Origin of the sequence: Neobacillus drentensis (assembly GCF_036965425.1) — a bacterium.
In the GTDB taxonomy this organism is placed as follows: Bacteria; Bacillota; Bacilli; order Bacillales; family Cytobacillaceae; genus Neobacillus; species Neobacillus drentensis_F.
The window spans coordinates 65,453-81,794 of the sequence record NZ_JBALPP010000022.1 but is presented as its reverse complement, the minus strand read 5'-3'; the positions used below and the strand labels follow the sequence as shown (position 1 = coordinate 81,794).

14 protein-coding genes are annotated in these 16,342 nt (G+C 39.1%); 12 read left to right on the top strand and 2 right to left on the bottom strand.

All coding sequences use genetic code 11. From position 1 onward, the window contains the following. The first annotated feature begins 91 nt into the window (after positions 1–91). The 6 genes from V7161_RS06475 to V7161_RS06450 all read left to right on the top strand — a co-directional run bounded on the left by V7161_RS06475 (position 92) and on the right by V7161_RS06450 (position 6,060). Positions 92–1,609 (top strand): spore germination protein, encoded by a 1,518-nt coding sequence (locus tag V7161_RS06475; RefSeq protein ID WP_335443277.1) that lies wholly within the window; start codon positions 92–94, stop codon positions 1,607–1,609. A 12-nt stretch (positions 1,610–1,621) separates the two neighbouring features. After that, a complete protein-coding gene (locus V7161_RS06470; protein ID WP_335443275.1) occupies positions 1,622–2,743 on the top strand; it encodes a GerAB/ArcD/ProY family transporter in 1,122 nt (373 codons plus the stop codon). Then, a complete protein-coding gene (locus V7161_RS06465) occupies positions 2,727–3,884 on the top strand; it encodes a Ger(x)C family spore germination protein (protein WP_335443273.1) in 1,158 nt (385 codons plus the stop codon). The genes V7161_RS06470 and V7161_RS06465 overlap by 17 nt, the downstream gene beginning before the upstream one ends. Positions 3,885–3,963: 79 nt before the next feature. Continuing rightward, positions 3,964–4,542: an SCO family protein gene (locus V7161_RS06460; RefSeq protein WP_335443271.1), complete on the top strand. Its 579-nt coding sequence runs from the start codon at positions 3,964–3,966 to the stop codon at positions 4,540–4,542. A 109-nt stretch (positions 4,543–4,651) separates the two neighbouring features. After that, entirely contained in the window at positions 4,652–5,476 is an 825-nt protein-coding gene (locus tag V7161_RS06455; protein WP_335443269.1) for an SGNH/GDSL hydrolase family protein, read from the top strand. Positions 5,477–5,481: 5 nt separating this feature from the next. Further along, a complete protein-coding gene (locus V7161_RS06450; RefSeq protein ID WP_335443267.1) occupies positions 5,482–6,060 on the top strand; it encodes a YpmS family protein in 579 nt (192 codons plus the stop codon). Between the two features lie 29 nt (positions 6,061–6,089). On the opposite strand, the gene V7161_RS06445 is transcribed toward V7161_RS06450, so the two are convergent. After that, the gene (locus V7161_RS06445) at positions 6,090–6,836 is read right to left on the bottom strand and encodes a DUF4397 domain-containing protein (RefSeq protein WP_335443265.1); all 747 of its coding nucleotides are present in this window, start codon (positions 6,834–6,836) and stop codon (positions 6,090–6,092) included. A gap of 332 nt (positions 6,837–7,168) precedes the next feature. Here V7161_RS06445 and rsgA point away from each other — a divergent pair, with 332 nt between their 5' ends. The 3 genes from rsgA (at position 7,169) to msrB (ending at position 9,335) form a co-directional block, all read left to right on the top strand. Then, positions 7,169–8,236 (top strand): ribosome small subunit-dependent GTPase A, encoded by a 1,068-nt coding sequence (gene rsgA / locus V7161_RS06440; RefSeq protein ID WP_335443263.1) that lies wholly within the window; start codon positions 7,169–7,171, stop codon positions 8,234–8,236. Positions 8,237–8,358: 122 nt separating this feature from the next. After that, complete coding sequence (gene msrA, locus V7161_RS06435; protein ID WP_335443262.1) at positions 8,359–8,898, top strand: peptide-methionine (S)-S-oxide reductase MsrA; 540 nt, start codon at positions 8,359–8,361, stop codon at positions 8,896–8,898. Next, a complete protein-coding gene (msrB, locus tag V7161_RS06430; RefSeq protein ID WP_335443261.1) occupies positions 8,895–9,335 on the top strand; it encodes a peptide-methionine (R)-S-oxide reductase MsrB in 441 nt (146 codons plus the stop codon). The genes msrA and msrB overlap by 4 nt, the downstream gene beginning before the upstream one ends. Before the next feature lie 22 nt (positions 9,336–9,357). Here the strand turns inward: msrB and V7161_RS06425 are convergent, their stop codons facing one another. Continuing rightward, positions 9,358–9,954, bottom strand: coding sequence for a DUF502 domain-containing protein (locus tag V7161_RS06425; protein ID WP_335443259.1), 597 nt, complete (start codon positions 9,952–9,954; stop codon positions 9,358–9,360). Between the two features lie 128 nt (positions 9,955–10,082). Between V7161_RS06425 and V7161_RS06420 the strand changes: the two genes are divergently transcribed. The 3 genes from V7161_RS06420 (at position 10,083) to V7161_RS06410 (ending at position 16,172) form a co-directional block, all read left to right on the top strand. Then, complete coding sequence (locus V7161_RS06420) at positions 10,083–10,247, top strand: YjcZ family sporulation protein (protein WP_335443257.1); 165 nt, start codon at positions 10,083–10,085, stop codon at positions 10,245–10,247. Between the two features lie 182 nt (positions 10,248–10,429). After that, positions 10,430–11,896 (top strand): NAD(P)/FAD-dependent oxidoreductase, encoded by a 1,467-nt coding sequence (locus V7161_RS06415; protein WP_335443255.1) that lies wholly within the window; start codon positions 10,430–10,432, stop codon positions 11,894–11,896. A 106-nt stretch (positions 11,897–12,002) separates the two neighbouring features. Continuing rightward, complete coding sequence (locus tag V7161_RS06410; protein ID WP_335443253.1) at positions 12,003–16,172, top strand: tetratricopeptide repeat protein; 4,170 nt, start codon at positions 12,003–12,005, stop codon at positions 16,170–16,172. Positions 16,173–16,342 lie beyond the last annotated feature (170 nt).

Below are 16,342 nucleotides of genomic sequence, written 5' to 3'. Positions count from 1 at the left end.
TAACTTATGAAATGTATCATTGGTTTTCTTTTGGGTATAATTTGGTTTTTTGGTAAAAATAAAAAAAACAGACGGACTAAAGGTGTTGACTATGTTCAAATGGAGATCAGATAGAAAGCAGGCAGAGGAACATAAATCGCATAGTTTAGATGTAGATGAACTAAAAAAGCAATTAGAAGAGGAACTTGCCTCCTGTTCTGATATCAGTTTTCGAACCATAAAAAAAGATGGGAAAAAGATTTTAACAAGTTTTTTAAGTAGTTTAATTGATAAATCTAGCCTTGATGAATTTATCCTTCAATCGTTGCAAACAAACTTTTCAAAGAGTATGACAGTTGAAGAGGTTGCGCAAATTCTTCCGATTGCTCAATTATCTGCTTCCAATCAACTAAAAGAAATTGTCGAGTCTATTATCGAAGGAAGTGTCTACATCTATGTTGAGGGTGAACCATGCGGACTGCTGGCAAATGTAAGCAAGACAGCTGAAAGGTCCCTGGAAAAGGCTGAAACAGAAGCACTGGTTTACGGTCCCAAAATATCGTTTACAGAGTCCCTTCCAATTAATGTGAATATATTGCGGAGTAATGTTAAGGATGCGAAATTATGCTTTGAGGATATTGAAGTAAGTACAAGAGTAAAAGCAAGAATTAAGATTGTTTATATAAAGGATATCGCTGATCCAAATAATGTAGAAACCTTTAGGCAGAGAATTTCAAATTTAAAAGTTGACTATATTCCAGATACCACGGTTCTTGGCCAATTGATTGAAAACAATAGCTGGTCGGTATTTCCGCAGTTAATGACAACGGAATTGCCTGATCGAATTTCGATTGGCTTATTAAGTGGTAAAGTAGCAGTGCTAATGGATCGCAGTCCTGCAGCCCTCTATGGGCCTACTCCATTTTTCACCTTCTTTGAATCAACTGAAGATATTTATATGCGCTGGAATATGGCTTTTTTCTTACGAATGCTCCGTCTATCAGCTATTTTTTTATCCGTGCTTTTGACGCCGGCATATGTGTCCGTATTAACGTACCATTATGAAGTCATTCCTTCACCATTGCTTGTTTCTTTAGGGCAATCAAGGGCCAATGTCCCTTTCCCGCCTGTATTTGAGGCATTGCTGCTGGAATTTATTATTGAGATGTTAAGAGAAGCGGGAGCAAGGCTGCCTACTAAAGTGGGACAGACGATGGGTATCGTTGGTGGTATCGTTATCGGACAGGCGGCAGTGGATGCGGGATTTACGAGTAATATTTTAATTATTATTATTGCCCTTAGTGCCCTTGGATCGTTTACAACACCGAGTTATTTAATGGGTACGGCCATCCGGATCATCCGGTTTCCGATTATTATTTTGGCCGGCTTTTGGGGTGGGATTGGGATAATGGTTGCCTTTTGTTTCTTCCTGATTCATCTATTAAAACTAGACTCTTTGGGACGGCCCTATTTATCTCCAGCCTATCCACTGAGACTTTCGGATTTAGGTTACAGTATGTTTAGGTATCCCCTTGAGTATCTTTCCAAAAGGCCCGTAACAAATCAGCCGGTTGACAATGATCGGTTTCCTGTCAAAAAGGCAAAACAAAAGAAGGATGTAGATGAATAGGAGCGGTACGAAATGAAGGTGAATTTACATCCACGAACAGGACTTTTATTTAACGCCTATCTCCTTATGTTTTTTATTCATAAAGTGCAAACGGGGGTGGGAATAGTTGGACTTCCACGAATTGTTTATTTAGATTCTAAGCATGATGCGTGGATCTCCGTCTTTCTCGCTGGGGTGATTACGGGCATTGTTATTTGGGCCATGTTTATCATGCTTAAACAATATGACAGTGCAGATTTGTATGGAATTCAAGTTGATATGTTTGGAAAATGGTTAGGCAATTTATTGAACATCATTTATATGGTCTACCTATCGGCCTGTTTTTTTGCTATTTTTATGAATTATATTGAAATTGTCCAGGTTTGGATCTTTCCAAACTTACCGACGTGGCAACTTTCCCTTGTCCTAATTGCTTTGTCTGTTTATGCCGTTCAAGGGGGAGTTAGAGTCGTGGTCGGATTAGCTTTTCTGGCTGTTTTAGGTACATTGTGGCTTGCAGCTGTTCTCATTGTACCGATGAAATATGCTGATTCGACCCACTTATTTCCTATTTTAAACGTTGATATCAAACATCTAATAAAAGGCATGTACGGTTCCTCCCTATCAATGATGGGATTTGAATTATTAATGTTTTTCTATCCCTTTATCAAGGATAAAAAAAATACTCTGCTGTATGCGCAAATAGGAAATTTATATACAACTATTCTTTTTTCCATTGTCACACTTGTTTCCATTATGTTCTTTGCGGAAGATAGTTTGGCTCGTACCATTTGGCCCGTTTTATCGATGTTTAAAATTGTTCGGCTTCCTAACTTGGAGAGATTTGAATTTATTGCTGTTTCCTTTTGGATGTTAATTATTGTACCCAATATGAGTGCTTATCTTTGGGCAGCTTCAAAGGGATTTAGCAGGGTCATCAATCTGAAGCAGAAACACGGAATTTGGTTCATTGGGATTCTTGGCTGGGCTTTGGCTTTTTTCGTACATACTCGGAGTCAAATGAATGCTGTGACAGATTATGTCGCAAAAATGGGATTTGTTCTGGCATTTTGTTATCCGGTTATGCTGTCTGCCTTGGTATTTATGAAGAAAAGGTTTATGAGGAGGAAAGCAGATAATGCTCAAGGTTCGTAAACGAATTTTCTTCACCGTCTTGATTTTTGGTATATTATTTGTTTCTGGCTGTGTCGAGCAAAAACAGCTTGAAAAATTGGCTCTCGTAACAGCTGCAGGTTATGATTTAGAAAAGAAAAATGTAATTAGAGGAACTGTGGTCGTTCATCAGTTTGATCCGATGGCCCAAAACATTACACGAATGATTTCCACAACAGCGAATACGAGTAAAGGTTTACGTCAAGGTCAGAATCTGAAATCAAACCAAAAGCTAGTCACTGGACAGATGCGCTGTGTTATTTATAGCAAGGAATTGGCAAAGAAAGGAGTTATCCAGCTGGTAGATGCACTTAATCGTGACTCTACGGTCGGAAATATGGTATATCTAACAGTTGCTGATGGCTCCGCTAAAGAGATTATGGATGTGGACAATACAAACACTAAAATCAGCCTTGGAACTTACATTTACAATTTAATCAAACAAAATGTTGAAAGTGAGCAAATTCTTTCACCCACCCTGCAGGAATTCAATCATAATTATTATGATATAGGGAGAGACCCGGTGCTGCCTGTTTTAAAAGTTCAAAATCAAGATGTAATCATTAAAGCTTTAGCCCTTTTTAAGGATGACCGATATGTCGCCGAGCTTGGCGCAAAACAGCACTTTTATTTAAAGATTTTATCCGATAGGTACAAGGCAGGGACTCATGAACTTGGTTTTAAACGTTCTGATTTTGAAAAGATTCGAATGAAAAAAGGAGAGCATTCGATTCGGGATGTTTACAACAAATTATTTATTGACATTGATAATATCAATAGTCATGCTAAGCTTAAAATGATAGACAAGAAAACTCTAAAATTTATGGTTGAGGTAAAACTTGATTCACGCTTGCTAGAATCGACTGAACCATTAGATTTTTCCAATCCATCCTCGGTAAAGTTTATTGAAAAGAAATTAAATCTAGCGATGGAAAAGGACATTAAAGGATTATTAAAGTATTTTCAAAAATTAGGCGTGGATCCAGTTGGAATAGGTAATGAATATAAGGCACATTTACGCGGGAAAAATCTGTCCAAAAAGGAATGGAGAGAACTATATAAGCGAGCAAGCTTTGAGGTGCATGTAAAAAATAGGATAGTGAAAACAGGCGTCATCGATTAAAGCGCCTTTTCCTTTCTTCTTTTTCTAATCTTTGTTAAACTATTCACGTATTGGAAAAGAAAAGGTTGTAGGTGAAAATATGAAGCTTCGATTATCATTTGTCGTACTACTTATGTTAATGCTTTTACTTTCAGCATGTGGAAAAAAAGAAATAGAAGGTGCAGTTAATTGGCCAGTAAAAGATTTTTCTGCTACCAGCAATGACAATAAGTCCTTTGGTTTGAAGGATTTAAAAGGGAAGATCTGGGTTGCGGATTTTGTGTTTACAAATTGTGCAGATGTTTGCCCGCCAATGACCGCAAATATGACCAAGCTGCAAAAAATGGTTAAGGACGAAGGCTTAAAAAATGTCGAGTTTGTTTCTTTTAGTGTAGACCCAACGGTAGATACACCTGAAAAGCTTGGAAATTATGCTAAACAATATGGAGCGGACCTTCATAACTGGACACTCTTAACGGGTTATTCTCAAGAGTATATTGAGAAATATGCCATGAATACCTTTAAGACATTAGTAAAAAAACCAGTAGAGGGGGACCAGGTCATCCATCAAACCTATTTTTACTTAGTGGGGCCTGATGGAAAGATAAAAAAATCGTATTCTGGTTTTAAGGATGTTCCGTATGATGAAATTATCGATAATATCAAAACATTGCAATAGATCTCTAAGGAGGTCTATTTTTTTACCTTAAAAGGAAATTAGGCATATTTGTTTTGAATTTTTCTCATCGTGATATAATAACAATAATTTAGAAGGAAGGTGAATAAAGATGAAGAAGTTTTTCACCCCTCTAATTCTCTCGGCCTTATTTTTATCTTCTTGTTCTGGGTCTAATCATTTGACGCTCCATCCGGCTAAGCAAACCGCGGCGGAAGTCTTTGAGCCGGTTCCCGCTGATTTTTTACCGCGGAAATTAACGGTACTGTCAGCTGGTGATTCACTAACGCAAGGTGTCGGGGATAGTACAAAGCAAGGTGGTTACCTGCCCTATTTAGACACGTTGCTGGAAAAAGAAAAAGGAATACAAGAAGTGGATTTCTATAATTATGGTGTCAAAGGCAATCGTACTACCCAATTGTTAAAAAGGCTTCAATCACCAGATATGAAGTTTGTTCTGCAAAAGGCGGATGTGGTGGTCATTACGATTGGCGGAAACGATGTTATGAAAGTGGTTAGGGACAATCTTTCCAACCTGCAGCTTTCTGTTTTTGATAAGGAAAAAGAATTTTATCAGAAGCATTTAACCCAAATTTTCGAAACCATCGTTCAGGAGAATCCGAATGCCTCAATTGTGTTAGTCGGATTATATAATCCTTTCACAAAATGGTTTCCTGATATTGAAGAAATGGATACGATTGTTTCTGATTGGAATAATGCTGGAAAAACGGTAATAGCTAATTATCCCAATGCCTATTTTGTCCCCATTGAAGATGTGTTTTTAAATGCGAATGAAAATTTACTGTATACTGATAATTTTCATCCAAATGACAAAGGTTATGAATTGATTGCCGAAAGGTTGAATGATACCTTCGGTGAACAGGTGATTCCAGATCTTGAAAAGAAGCCTTATATGGTTAGTACAGAGGAGAATTAGATTTTATGAAAAATAAATGGAAAATAGGTTTTCTCCTCTTGTTAGGAATTAACCTTCTGTGCGTTATTATCGTGCTGTCGCTGATAATGATTCCGCCAGATGATAAAGAAAACGGAAAATTAAAAGGCCCAAATGGAGACTATGTTTCCTTCGAGGTCAATTCTAATAAAAACGATTTAAATCGGCTAATCAATCATTATTTGCAGGAGGAAGCTGCCGATTCGAAGATTGATTATCGGGTTGTATTGGGTGATGAAGTGGAGTTATACGGCATTCTTCCATTTTTTAGTGAAGAAATTAATTTGAAATTAACGTTTGAACCGAAGGCACTTAAAAATGGGGATTTAGTCTTAAAACAAAAGACGATGTCCATCGGACGATTAAATCTCCCTATTTCCTATGTGTTAAACTTTATTCGTGAAAATTATAAACTGCCAATGGGAGTAGACATTCGCCCGAATGAAAAAAAAGTCTATGTGAAAATGCAAAATTTGAAGCTTAAGAGTGATCTCAAAATTAAAGTGAGAAAATTTAATTTAAAAAAGGATGATATCGCCTTTACAATATTAGTTCCCGTGAAATAGGTGCCTTGTGAGGGCACCTTATTTTTTGTTCATTCATCTTTTAAAGTAATATATTGTAGTTCGGGATTTTCCTTTAAGCTGCCAACAAAAACAATCGTGTAGCTTTCATTTACTTTAAACTGGACTTTAGGCATTGGTAAAAGCACCATCCTGCTGCCTGCTTCTCTCACCTCCAGATCCACCGTCATAGGTGTTAACCCTAAATACGCCGTTGCCTGCTTATAAGATACTTTCGGGAAAATCACATCTCGGTCCTTGACAGCAATATCAAGTCCCTTGGTATCCTGTGATAAGTGGATAAAGCGGACTTTTGCTTCGTTTGTTGGTACTTCAGGATGATTTTCAAACAGTAGGAGACGCATTTTCTTGACAGAGTCAATGGCAGCAAGGGTATAGGATTTACCCGGCTCTACCGCAATTGTTTTGTTTAGGATGCTGTCCACTAAATTTCCGGCGGGATAAATATCTATATGGTATTTCCCGGCTTTTAAGGATTGAGCGTTACTTGCATTTTTAAATCCAAGCTCTCGGACTGCCCGGTGCCCATTAATATAAATATCAACCTCAGGGGAATCATAGGAGGTGTGTACGAAACGGACCATAGCTTCTTCCTGAGAATGATTCCTCATCATGTACAAGGCTTTGTTCATGTATTTCACATGTTTTAAATAGGAATGAATATGAAGGTTTGGGTCATTGTACTTATAAAACTGCGCCAACATATCATACATCGCGGCCTTTTGAAGATAATCTGAATGTGTTCGTTCTTCAGACATACGATTCAGCTCCCAGCTAGTTAATTACATCTTAATTTATTCATGCTTTACTAGTCAGGTGCCTACATCACATTCCGCAAAATGGATTTTTTGCATTTTTTATAGACAAATGGATAATTTAAACATATACTAGTATCAAATATGCTTGAAAGTGGGTGATGTGCAATGTTAATTGAAGTGAAGAATGTAAACCGAGATTTGAATATTGTTTGCACAGCCCAAAATCAATCCGTTTAGGAACTTTTGTCTTTATTTTCGTATGCGAATAAAGCCATGGGCTGTGTGTGCCTATGGTTTTTTGTTTTGGAAAAATATTCGCTGGAGGAATAAAGATGAATTTAGAAATGATTGGTTTAACAGAAACGATTAAAAATAATTTTGAACAATCAGAAGCTAGTGACGAATGTCTTCTGGGGCGGGTTGCGCTGGAACATAAACGAATGTACAGAGTATGGACTGAGCAGGGAGAATTATTATGTGAGGTATCTGGAAAGTTTAGTTTTAATGCTCAGTTGAGAGAGGACTATCCCGCTGTAGGCGATTGGGTAAGCTTGAAGCCTAGATTGGCGGAAGGCAAGGGAACGATTCAGGCAATCATGCCGCGAAATAGTAAATTTTCACGAAAATCGGCAGGGGATAAGGCGGAGGAACAAATAGTGGCAGCCAATGTGGATACGGTTTTTCTTGTCAATTCCTTAAACGAGGATTTAAATTTACGTAGATTAGAACGGTACCTCTTATTAACACGGGAAAGCGGAGCAAACCCGGTTATCGTTTTAAGCAAAGCCGACCTTTGCACCAATGTAACCGAGAAGGCAGCTGAGGTCGAAGCGATTGCCTTCGGCGGGGTTCCGGTGATACCTATAAGCGCCGAAGCAAATGAAGGGTTAGAAAAGCTTGAACCTTTTTTGCAGCCAGGAAAAACGATTGCCTTACTCGGCTCCTCAGGGGTCGGAAAATCGACTTTAACGAATCGATTGCTGGGTGAAGAAAAGCAACAGGTCCAAGAGATACGTTCGGGCGATGATAAAGGGCGACATACGACGACACACAGGGAACTGGTGTTATTACCGAATGGCAGTGTGTTAATCGATACTCCGGGAATGAGGGAGCTGCAGCTTTGGGAGAGTGCAGATGGCCTCTCAGAAACCTTTTCAGATATTGAAGAATTAGCAGGTCTATGTAAATTTCGTGATTGCCAGCATAAAGATGAGCCTGGCTGTGCTGTTGTGCTGGCCATTCATGAAGGAACACTTTCTTTCGAACGCCTGACGAGCTACAACAAGCTGCAAAAAGAGCTTGCGTTTATTGAACGAAAATCAGATAAGCGGGCACAAGCGGAAGTCAGAAAGCAATGGAAGAATATTAATAAACAAATCAAGCAGCGAAGTAAATATTAAGCGATTTTAAGCCGGACCAGTAATATGACTGATCCGGTCTTTTTTATATCTCAGTCAGGGAATTTTATTTTTGGACTTGGATTTTGTATACTTTTAATCAAAGTAAACAAAGGGGTGGGGACATGGAAAAGACCAACCAACTAGCTACATTTGCTGGCGGCTGTTTTTGGTGTATGGTGAAACCATTTGATGAACAGCCTGGCATTAAAAGTGTGATTTCCGGGTATACAGGGGGAACCGTGGCAAATCCGACGTACCAGCTGGTGTGCAGTGACACAACCGGGCATTATGAAGCGGTTCAAATAACCTTTGATCCTGAGGTTTTTCCATACGAAAAATTGCTTGAGCTATTTTGGCAGCAAATTGATCCAACCGATCCTGGCGGTCAATTCTACGACCGCGGTCAATCCTATCAGACCGCGATTTTCTACCATGATGAGCAGCAAAAAAGACAGGCCGAGGAATCCAAACAACGATTACAGACGAGCGGCCGCTTCAACAAACCGATTGTGACACCAATTTTACCGGCACAAACCTTTTATCCGGCTGAAGAGTACCACCAGCATTATTATAAGAAAAATCCAGCCCATTACGAACGATATCATATTGGCTCAGGACGAGCCGGATATATTCAAAGTCACTGGGGAGGGAAACACAAATGAAAGATAAAGATTTGAATCAGTTGAAAAAAGATTTAACACCGATGCAGTTTGAGGTGACACAAAATAATGGGACCGAGCCTCCCTTCCGCAATGAATATTGGAATGAAACACGGGAAGGCATATATGTCGATATTGTTTCTGGGAAGCCGCTGTTCAGTTCTCACGATAAGTTCGATGCCGGCTGCGGCTGGCCGAGCTTTACCAAGCCGATACATGAGGATGAAGTGACCGAAAAGCAGGATTTCAGCCATTTTATGATTCGCACCGAGGTGAGGAGCAAATCGGCAGATTCCCATTTAGGCCATGTGTTTAACGATGGTCCAAATCCAACTGGGTTACGTTACTGCATTAATTCCGCCGCCCTTAAATTTGTTCCGAAGGAAAGATTAGCAGAAGAAGGCTACGGGGAATATTCAAAACTATTTGAAGCAAAATAAAAAGCCGCCAATGCGGCTTTTTTTATGCATTTCTTCCATTTTGCTTACTTGAGGAGGTCATTCCGCCCGATAGGACAAATTTCATCGCATCCTCCGCCTTCACATCAATCACTTCAACCTGCTCTTTTGGAATTAAAAAGGTAAACCCGGCAACTTGAAAGGTTTGCGGAATATAAACCGCCACATGTTCTTTAAGCGGGTCATGGAAGGTTTCCAACTGATCAGATGTAATAAAACCAATGCTTTTCATTTCCGTTCCAGGAAGCGTGACAAGGGCAACCTTTGAAAAAGATTTCTTATCACCTAGAAACGACTGGACAGTGTCTTTAATCACGGAATAAATTGTTTTGACGACGGGGATTTTTTCGAGAAGCTTATCAATTAATTTGATAATTTTCCCAGTTATATATTTCGTAGACATCCATCCTAAAAGAGTTATTAATACGATAGTAGTCAGTAAGCCGATTCCAGGTATGTAATCATCTTTAAAAAAAGGCTTAAGCGTATTTCCGAGCAGACTATCTAAAAACATAAAGGTTTTATAAATAACATAGATCACTAGAATGATCGGCACAATCGTTAAAATGCCATTAATAAAATTTTTCAATATCGATTTCATTAATTCACCTGCTTTATTTTCATTGTCTTTCATAATATAGGCGAATGCACAGACAGGTCAAGTACCTAGTTCATAAAGTAACAGAGGAAAGAGCAATTAAGAACAATTTCTCAAGGAGTGATTCTTATATGTATTATGGTCATGGATTTGGATATGATGGCTGCGGCGGTTATCCCGGAGTAGGTTATGGAGGAGTAGGTTATGGAGGAGTAGGATGCGGGTTTGGAGGCTTTGCCTTAATCGTTGTTCTATTTATCTTGTTAATCATCATCGGCGCAAGCTGGGCATATTAAAATGTAAAAAGGCTGACTAGAGGAGTCAGCCTTAGTTATTGTTCTAACATTCAGATTAATACCTTAAACACGAACGTTTTATACATAATATAAAAAATAGTTCGTATTTATTGTTGACGGAAGGGGAATTGCATGCTATATTTACCAATGTTGAGTAAAACGACTTTGGAGGTAATTGGACAATGAATACGAGATATGATGTGATTGTAGTAGGGGCTGGCCCTGCAGGGATCTTCGCCTGCTATGAACTTACACTAAAAATGCCGAACGCAAAGGTTTTATTAGTTGATAAAGGACATGATATTTATCGACGTAATTGCCCAATTTTACAAAAGAAAATTGAAAAATGTCCGCCGGCTGCAGGGAAAAAGGATTTTGCCGGATGCTTGCCTGCCTGTTCGATTACAAATGGGTTCGGTGGTGCTGGTGCTTATTCGGACGGGAAGTTTAATATCACAAGTGAATTTGGCGGCTGGATGACGGATTATTTGCCAGACTCTCAAGTAGTAGATTTAATTCGCTATGTGGACGAGATTAATTTACAGCACGGGGCTACCCAAAGTATTACTGACCCGTTAACTGAGGAAGTAAAGGATATCGAACGCCGCGGCTTTGCTGCAGGACTTAAGCTGCTGCGTGCCCAGGTTCGCCATTTGGGTACGGAACAGAACCTTGAAATCTTGAAAAGTATTTTTGAATATTTAAAAGATAAGGTTGAGATGAAATTTAAAACAGAAGTTGAAGATCTATTTACAGAAAAAACCCCGGACGGTCATGTGGTTAAGGGAATTAAACTAAAAAGTGAGCAATATATATACGCTGATAAAGTAATTATCACTCCAGGTAGAGATGGTTCTAAATGGCTTTCCGATATTTTGAAAACTCGCAGATTAAAAATGATTAGCAACCAAGTGGATATTGGTGTCCGCGTGGAAACTTCCAATATTGTCATGCAGGAAATCAATGAGCATTTATATGAAGGAAAATTTGTTTTTAATACATCTGTTGGAACCAGGGTGCGTACTTTTTGCAGCAACCCATCAGGCCATGTCGTGGTTGAAAACCACTCCGGTATCATGCTGGCAAATGGCCATGCCTACAAGGATCCCAAGCTAGGCAGCCCGAATACGAACTTTGCCCTGCTCGTCTCGCACACATTTTCCGATCCGTTTGATAAGCCGAATGAATATGCGCATGAAATTTCACGCTTGGCAAACAGCCTATCGAATGGCGGATTAATCGTCCAAAAATATGGCGACATCTTAAAGGGCAGAAGATCAACTGAAAAACGGATTAAAGAGGGATTCCTAGAACCAACATTAAAAGAAGCAGTTCCTGGAGACCTTGGATTAGTCCTTCCATATAACACATTAAAGAGCTTAATTGAAATGACAGAGGCATTGAATCAAGTAACACCTGGTCTTGCATCGGAACATACCTTGTTCTATGGTGTGGAAGCGAAATTCTATTCCGCCAGACCAAAATTAAATGATCGATTTGAAACAGAAATCAGCGGCCTGTATGTTGGCGGCGATGGTGCCGGTATAACAAGGGGGCTTGCCCAGGCAAGCGCCTGCGGCGTCTGGATTGCAAGAGACATAATCGAAAAAACTGCAACAGAACAAAAGGAAGAAATAGTAATGGCTTAAGCCCGCTTTTTAGCGGGTTTTTATTTTTTCTGGAATTCTCTAGGAATGTCGTGCATTTTTTAATATGCTAGACTAAAAGAAATGGTTTCGAATGCAGAGGTGTAAAATGACGATTATTACTCAACTTAAAGCCCTTTATGAACAAAAACAATTCTATCAGGCCCTTGAGGTATTGAATGGCGAAATTTCTCGTTTGAAATCTTTCCGATACACTGATTTGAAAATGGAACTTGAAAAAATAGAGTCTGCAGAGGATTTTAAAATAATTCTTAAGACTACTGACCATTTTTTAATGTACAACTATAGTTCCTTTATCGTCCGGTATGCTTACCGGCGCTTTCAGAATCTGTTAACGGCGTCCTGGTATTGTGAAGAATTATTGGATGGCGGGAGACCCTTGGAGGCAGAAGAAATTATTACACACGTCATAACTGAAAGTAAGGAAGATATTCACGAATGTGAAAGCCTGGAAAGGGCGTATTTTTCCAAGATTCGTTGTTTAATAGAAATGAAACGCTTCAAGGAGATCGAGCCGTTACTTGAAAAGCTGAAAGAATCATCGAGGCCTATGGAAGATAAACTTGGGTATATTCATTTGCAAATGGGGAATCGAAACAAGGCAGAGAAATATCTGCAATTGGGCTTAAAGGATCCGGAGCGAGGCCGTTACTGTTACTTACTATTATCCGATTTATATGCTGCCAATGGCCGCCCCATGGAAGCATTAAAACTGATAGAGGAAGGGGAAAAGCTGTACCTAGAAACGCCTGCCTTCCTGCTGGAAAAAGTAAAACGCTATCGAGATCTTGGAAAGCAAATGGAAATGCTGGAAGTAATCAAGCAATTGAACGATTGCATCCCATTAAATGTCTATCAAAACTATTTCCGTCATTTGACTGGGAATGCATACTATCAACTAGAGGATTTCACTCGTCTGGAAGCCTTCGTACAAGAGGAACGCTTAAAATCTACCTTATTTGAACGAAAAATAGAAGATGGAGAGTTAATCAAGCTAATGATAAGGCCCATCGTTCAAAAGAGCAATTATTGCGTCCCGGCCAGTTTAGAAATGATCCTGAATTCTTACGGGATGAAAATCACGCAGGATGAAATTGCCACCCGTATTTTTGATTTTACGGGCTCCAGATTGTCGACCACAGTTGCCTATCTTGAAGAGCTTGGGTTTTCCTGCCGATACTTTATTGGTAACAAGGAGCGGTATGTACAGTTATTAAAACAGGGCATTCCTATCCTTTTGAGTGTTGATTTTGAGCATTCATCCCATGTACAAGTAATGACGGGCTATGACAGCCGCTTTGACTTTTATCATATACAGGACCCAAACATGCTGGAAGGGCTGTATGTTTCGAGCGAAGAGCTTCAAAAAGCCAATCGCGCAACCAGTTATATGTCAATTGTTGCGGTGCCTAATGAAAGAGCTGAGGAGATAGCCTTTCTTTCCCTTGAAGAGGACTCCTATTTTCGGACACTTCATGATTTCGGTGAGAAAATGGAGGAGGATGAAAATAAATATAAAGGCTTATTTTTTCAATTTTTGCAAGAAAACATTGAAATTCCGTACACCCCTATATATGTCGTAAAGCATTTTTCCTTTGATGAATATGAGGATTTTATCATTGCGTGTGCAGAAAGGATTTTACTTGAATATCCAGAGAGTGATTTCTTTAATCTCCATGTTTCACAGGCTTATTTAAGATTGTCAAAAATGGAACTTTCCGAGCGTCAGCTTACCAAAACGACCCGGAAAACATTTAGTACCTTATATCATTTTTTAAAGGGCAGAATTTCACTCTATTTTGACCAACATGAAGAAGCCTCCCGTTACTTCAGGAACTCACTGCAGCTTGACCCTGATCAATATTATACTTGGAGCTATCTAGCGCTTTCCTATCTATATCAAAAGGATATCGTTCAAGCCGAGTTATTTTCAAAGATTAGTATGATGCTTGCTCCAGACGACCGATTTATCCGATTGAACCATGCAGCAGTCTTAATGGAAAAGAACGAGAATGAAAATGCCCGGATGCTATATAATGCGCTCATCAAAGACGAACCAAAGGATGCCCATGCCTGGTACGAGAGAGCACGCTTGGATCAGAAATTAGGAAAACATCGGAAAGCCTTAAGAGGGTACCTAATGTCTTTGAAATTAGACAATGAAGCCCCTTATGCCTATCTTGCTGCCGCAGACTTGTTTGAGCTGGAATTTGATCAGTTGGAAAAGGCGGAGGAAATACTGTTATCTGGAATACAATCGGCAAAATCCTCTCAAGTATATGTCCGGCTAGGGGAATTATATAAGGACCAAGAAGAATGGTCAAAAGCAATCAATATTTATCAAACTTGTATAAGTTTATTTCCTGATGAGCGATTTGCTTATTTGGGAATGGCAGAATCGATGGCAAGTGATGACCATAAAGAAGAAGCTGTTCAATATTTAAAAAAGCATGCAGAACGTTTTGAAAAAGATAGTGAATTTTTAATTAACTGTGGCAGGATAATTGCTGACTGGGCAAAAGAGGAGGAGGAACTTCCGTTATTAAAGGATGGGTTAAAGCTTTTTGAAGACGGAATGGACTTTATTCACTCCAATCTGTATGATGCATTAGAACTCTATGTGGGATTGGTGGAAGAAACACCCTTCGTCGACCGGGCGATAGAATTCCTCTCTGAAAAATCATCCCAACATCCTAATAGTATTGAATTTAAATGTTTTCAAGGGACTTTATATGAAGAAAAACAGCAATATGCTCAAGCGATTGATGCGTATAAATCCGCTTTAAAAGTTAGAGCAGATTCCTTTCCTTATTACCGTCTGGGTGCGGTTTACTTTAACCTGAATCAGCTTGATTTTGCAAAGGATGCCTTTAAGAAGTGTTTAGAGCTGGATGCAAAAGTCGACCTTGCCTATCTGAAGCTTGCGGAAATAGCATTATACCAGGATAAGCGGGAAGAAGAGGCAGACTATTTACTTCGTCTTTTGGAAATTGCTCCGATCAATGTAAATGTGGAATACTTGACCTCGATTATGGATGAGGAAGGATTGCACAATTTATTAAACAAGCTTGAAAATTTGCAAGGCTCATTCCCGGAGGTGCGGAGACTCGACATGCTAGCCTACACACACGGAGCCCTTGGAAATATAAAAGCAGAAGAGAGTATTCTAAAGGAAGCAGTGGAAAATGAACCTGAACAGCCAGAACTGCTTCACCACCAAGCCAAGCTGTTAATTAAACAGAAAAAGTGGGAAAAGGCTTCTTTACGACTTAAGCATCTTTTAAATAAGTATAACGAGGATGAAGATTTATTTAAGACGCTTATCCAATTTACCGCAGCTTCTAATCGTTGGGCGGCCCTTGAGGATTTCCTTCATCAATTCAAAGGAAAGAGCGAAGAAAAGGCTTCTATGTTCCTGTTAGCTGGTGAAGCTGTTGAGGAGCATTTCAGGGAAGCTGATTGGTTGGACGAGGATGAAGGGAATGTATTTACTCGGTTTGTCCGAAAGCTGAAGAATCGATTTAAACAAATGAGAATATTTGGTACAGCAATCGAGTTATACGAAACGGCTATTAAATTGGCTCCTGACAATCTGAATCTTGTAAGCCGATTTGCAAAGTTTTATGAGGATTTTGATTTAATGGATGACTCTATTAAGGTGTTGCAGAAAGCTTTATCCACTGCATGGGATGATAAGATTGCCTATCAATTAGGCATGATTTATTTGGATTCCAAGGACTATCAGGCGGCATTGCCATTGTTTGAAAAATGTTTACAGCAGGATCCTGAAAATTCCCACGTTCAAGCAGTTTCTGCCTATATAATTGGTGAACAAGGAGACATAGCAGAGGCTGAAAAAAGAATGAAACAGGTAATTGCTGATAATCCATTTGAAAATCATGCCCATTCCCATTTAGGCCAATGGTTAAATAAACAAGGCAAATATGCTGAGGCTAAGGAACTGCTTGAAAAAGGAATGGAAATTCATCCCTTTGACTCCTCCATTAAACTGCAGCTAAGTGTTACGTTGAGTTATTTAGATAAAAATGAAAAAGCTTTAGACATGATTAATCGGGTTTTGGAAATGGAAGATGAAAACTTACTTGCTCATTACAACAAGGCTTGTTATTTAGCGTTACTTAACCGTACCTCTGAAGCGCAGCAAGTGCTTGATTTTGTATTCGAAAATGAGGAGACAGATTTTTTCCGCCAGTTAGCGGAACAGGATGAAGATTTAGTTCAGTTAAAAATAGGATGAAACTAAAACTGTCCTATGTTAAATGATTTTTCGATACAAATTTTATATTTTAATTTGGTTTATGTCCTCATGATTTTTCATGAGGACATTTTTGCCTTCCTCAAGTGGATATTTGTCCGTATGAACCCTCCATGAGGACAGAATTTATGAATTCCAAAGAAATTTGTCCG

Coding starts and splice junctions, on each gene's coding strand:
- msrA (WP_335443262.1), top strand. CDS start 8,359: ATGGAAAAGACCAACCAACTAGCTACATTTGCTGGCGGCTGTTTTTGG.
- V7161_RS06470 (WP_335443275.1), top strand. CDS start 1,622: ATGAAGGTGAATTTACATCCACGAACAGGACTTTTATTTAACGCCTAT.
- V7161_RS06450 (WP_335443267.1), top strand. CDS start 5,482: ATGAAAAATAAATGGAAAATAGGTTTTCTCCTCTTGTTAGGAATTAAC.
- V7161_RS06415 (WP_335443255.1), top strand. CDS start 10,430: ATGAATACGAGATATGATGTGATTGTAGTAGGGGCTGGCCCTGCAGGG.
- V7161_RS06455 (WP_335443269.1), top strand. CDS start 4,652: ATGAAGAAGTTTTTCACCCCTCTAATTCTCTCGGCCTTATTTTTATCT.
- V7161_RS06475 (WP_335443277.1), top strand. CDS start 92: ATGTTCAAATGGAGATCAGATAGAAAGCAGGCAGAGGAACATAAATCG.
- msrB (WP_335443261.1), top strand. CDS start 8,895: ATGAAAGATAAAGATTTGAATCAGTTGAAAAAAGATTTAACACCGATG.
- V7161_RS06460 (WP_335443271.1), top strand. CDS start 3,964: ATGAAGCTTCGATTATCATTTGTCGTACTACTTATGTTAATGCTTTTA.
- rsgA (WP_335443263.1), top strand. CDS start 7,169: ATGAATTTAGAAATGATTGGTTTAACAGAAACGATTAAAAATAATTTT.
- V7161_RS06420 (WP_335443257.1), top strand. CDS start 10,083: ATGTATTATGGTCATGGATTTGGATATGATGGCTGCGGCGGTTATCCC.
- V7161_RS06410 (WP_335443253.1), top strand. CDS start 12,003: ATGACGATTATTACTCAACTTAAAGCCCTTTATGAACAAAAACAATTC.
- V7161_RS06425 (WP_335443259.1), bottom strand. CDS start 9,954: ATGAAATCGATATTGAAAAATTTTATTAATGGCATTTTAACGATTGTG.
- V7161_RS06445 (WP_335443265.1), bottom strand. CDS start 6,836: ATGTCTGAAGAACGAACACATTCAGATTATCTTCAAAAGGCCGCGATG.
- V7161_RS06465 (WP_335443273.1), top strand. CDS start 2,727: ATGCTCAAGGTTCGTAAACGAATTTTCTTCACCGTCTTGATTTTTGGT.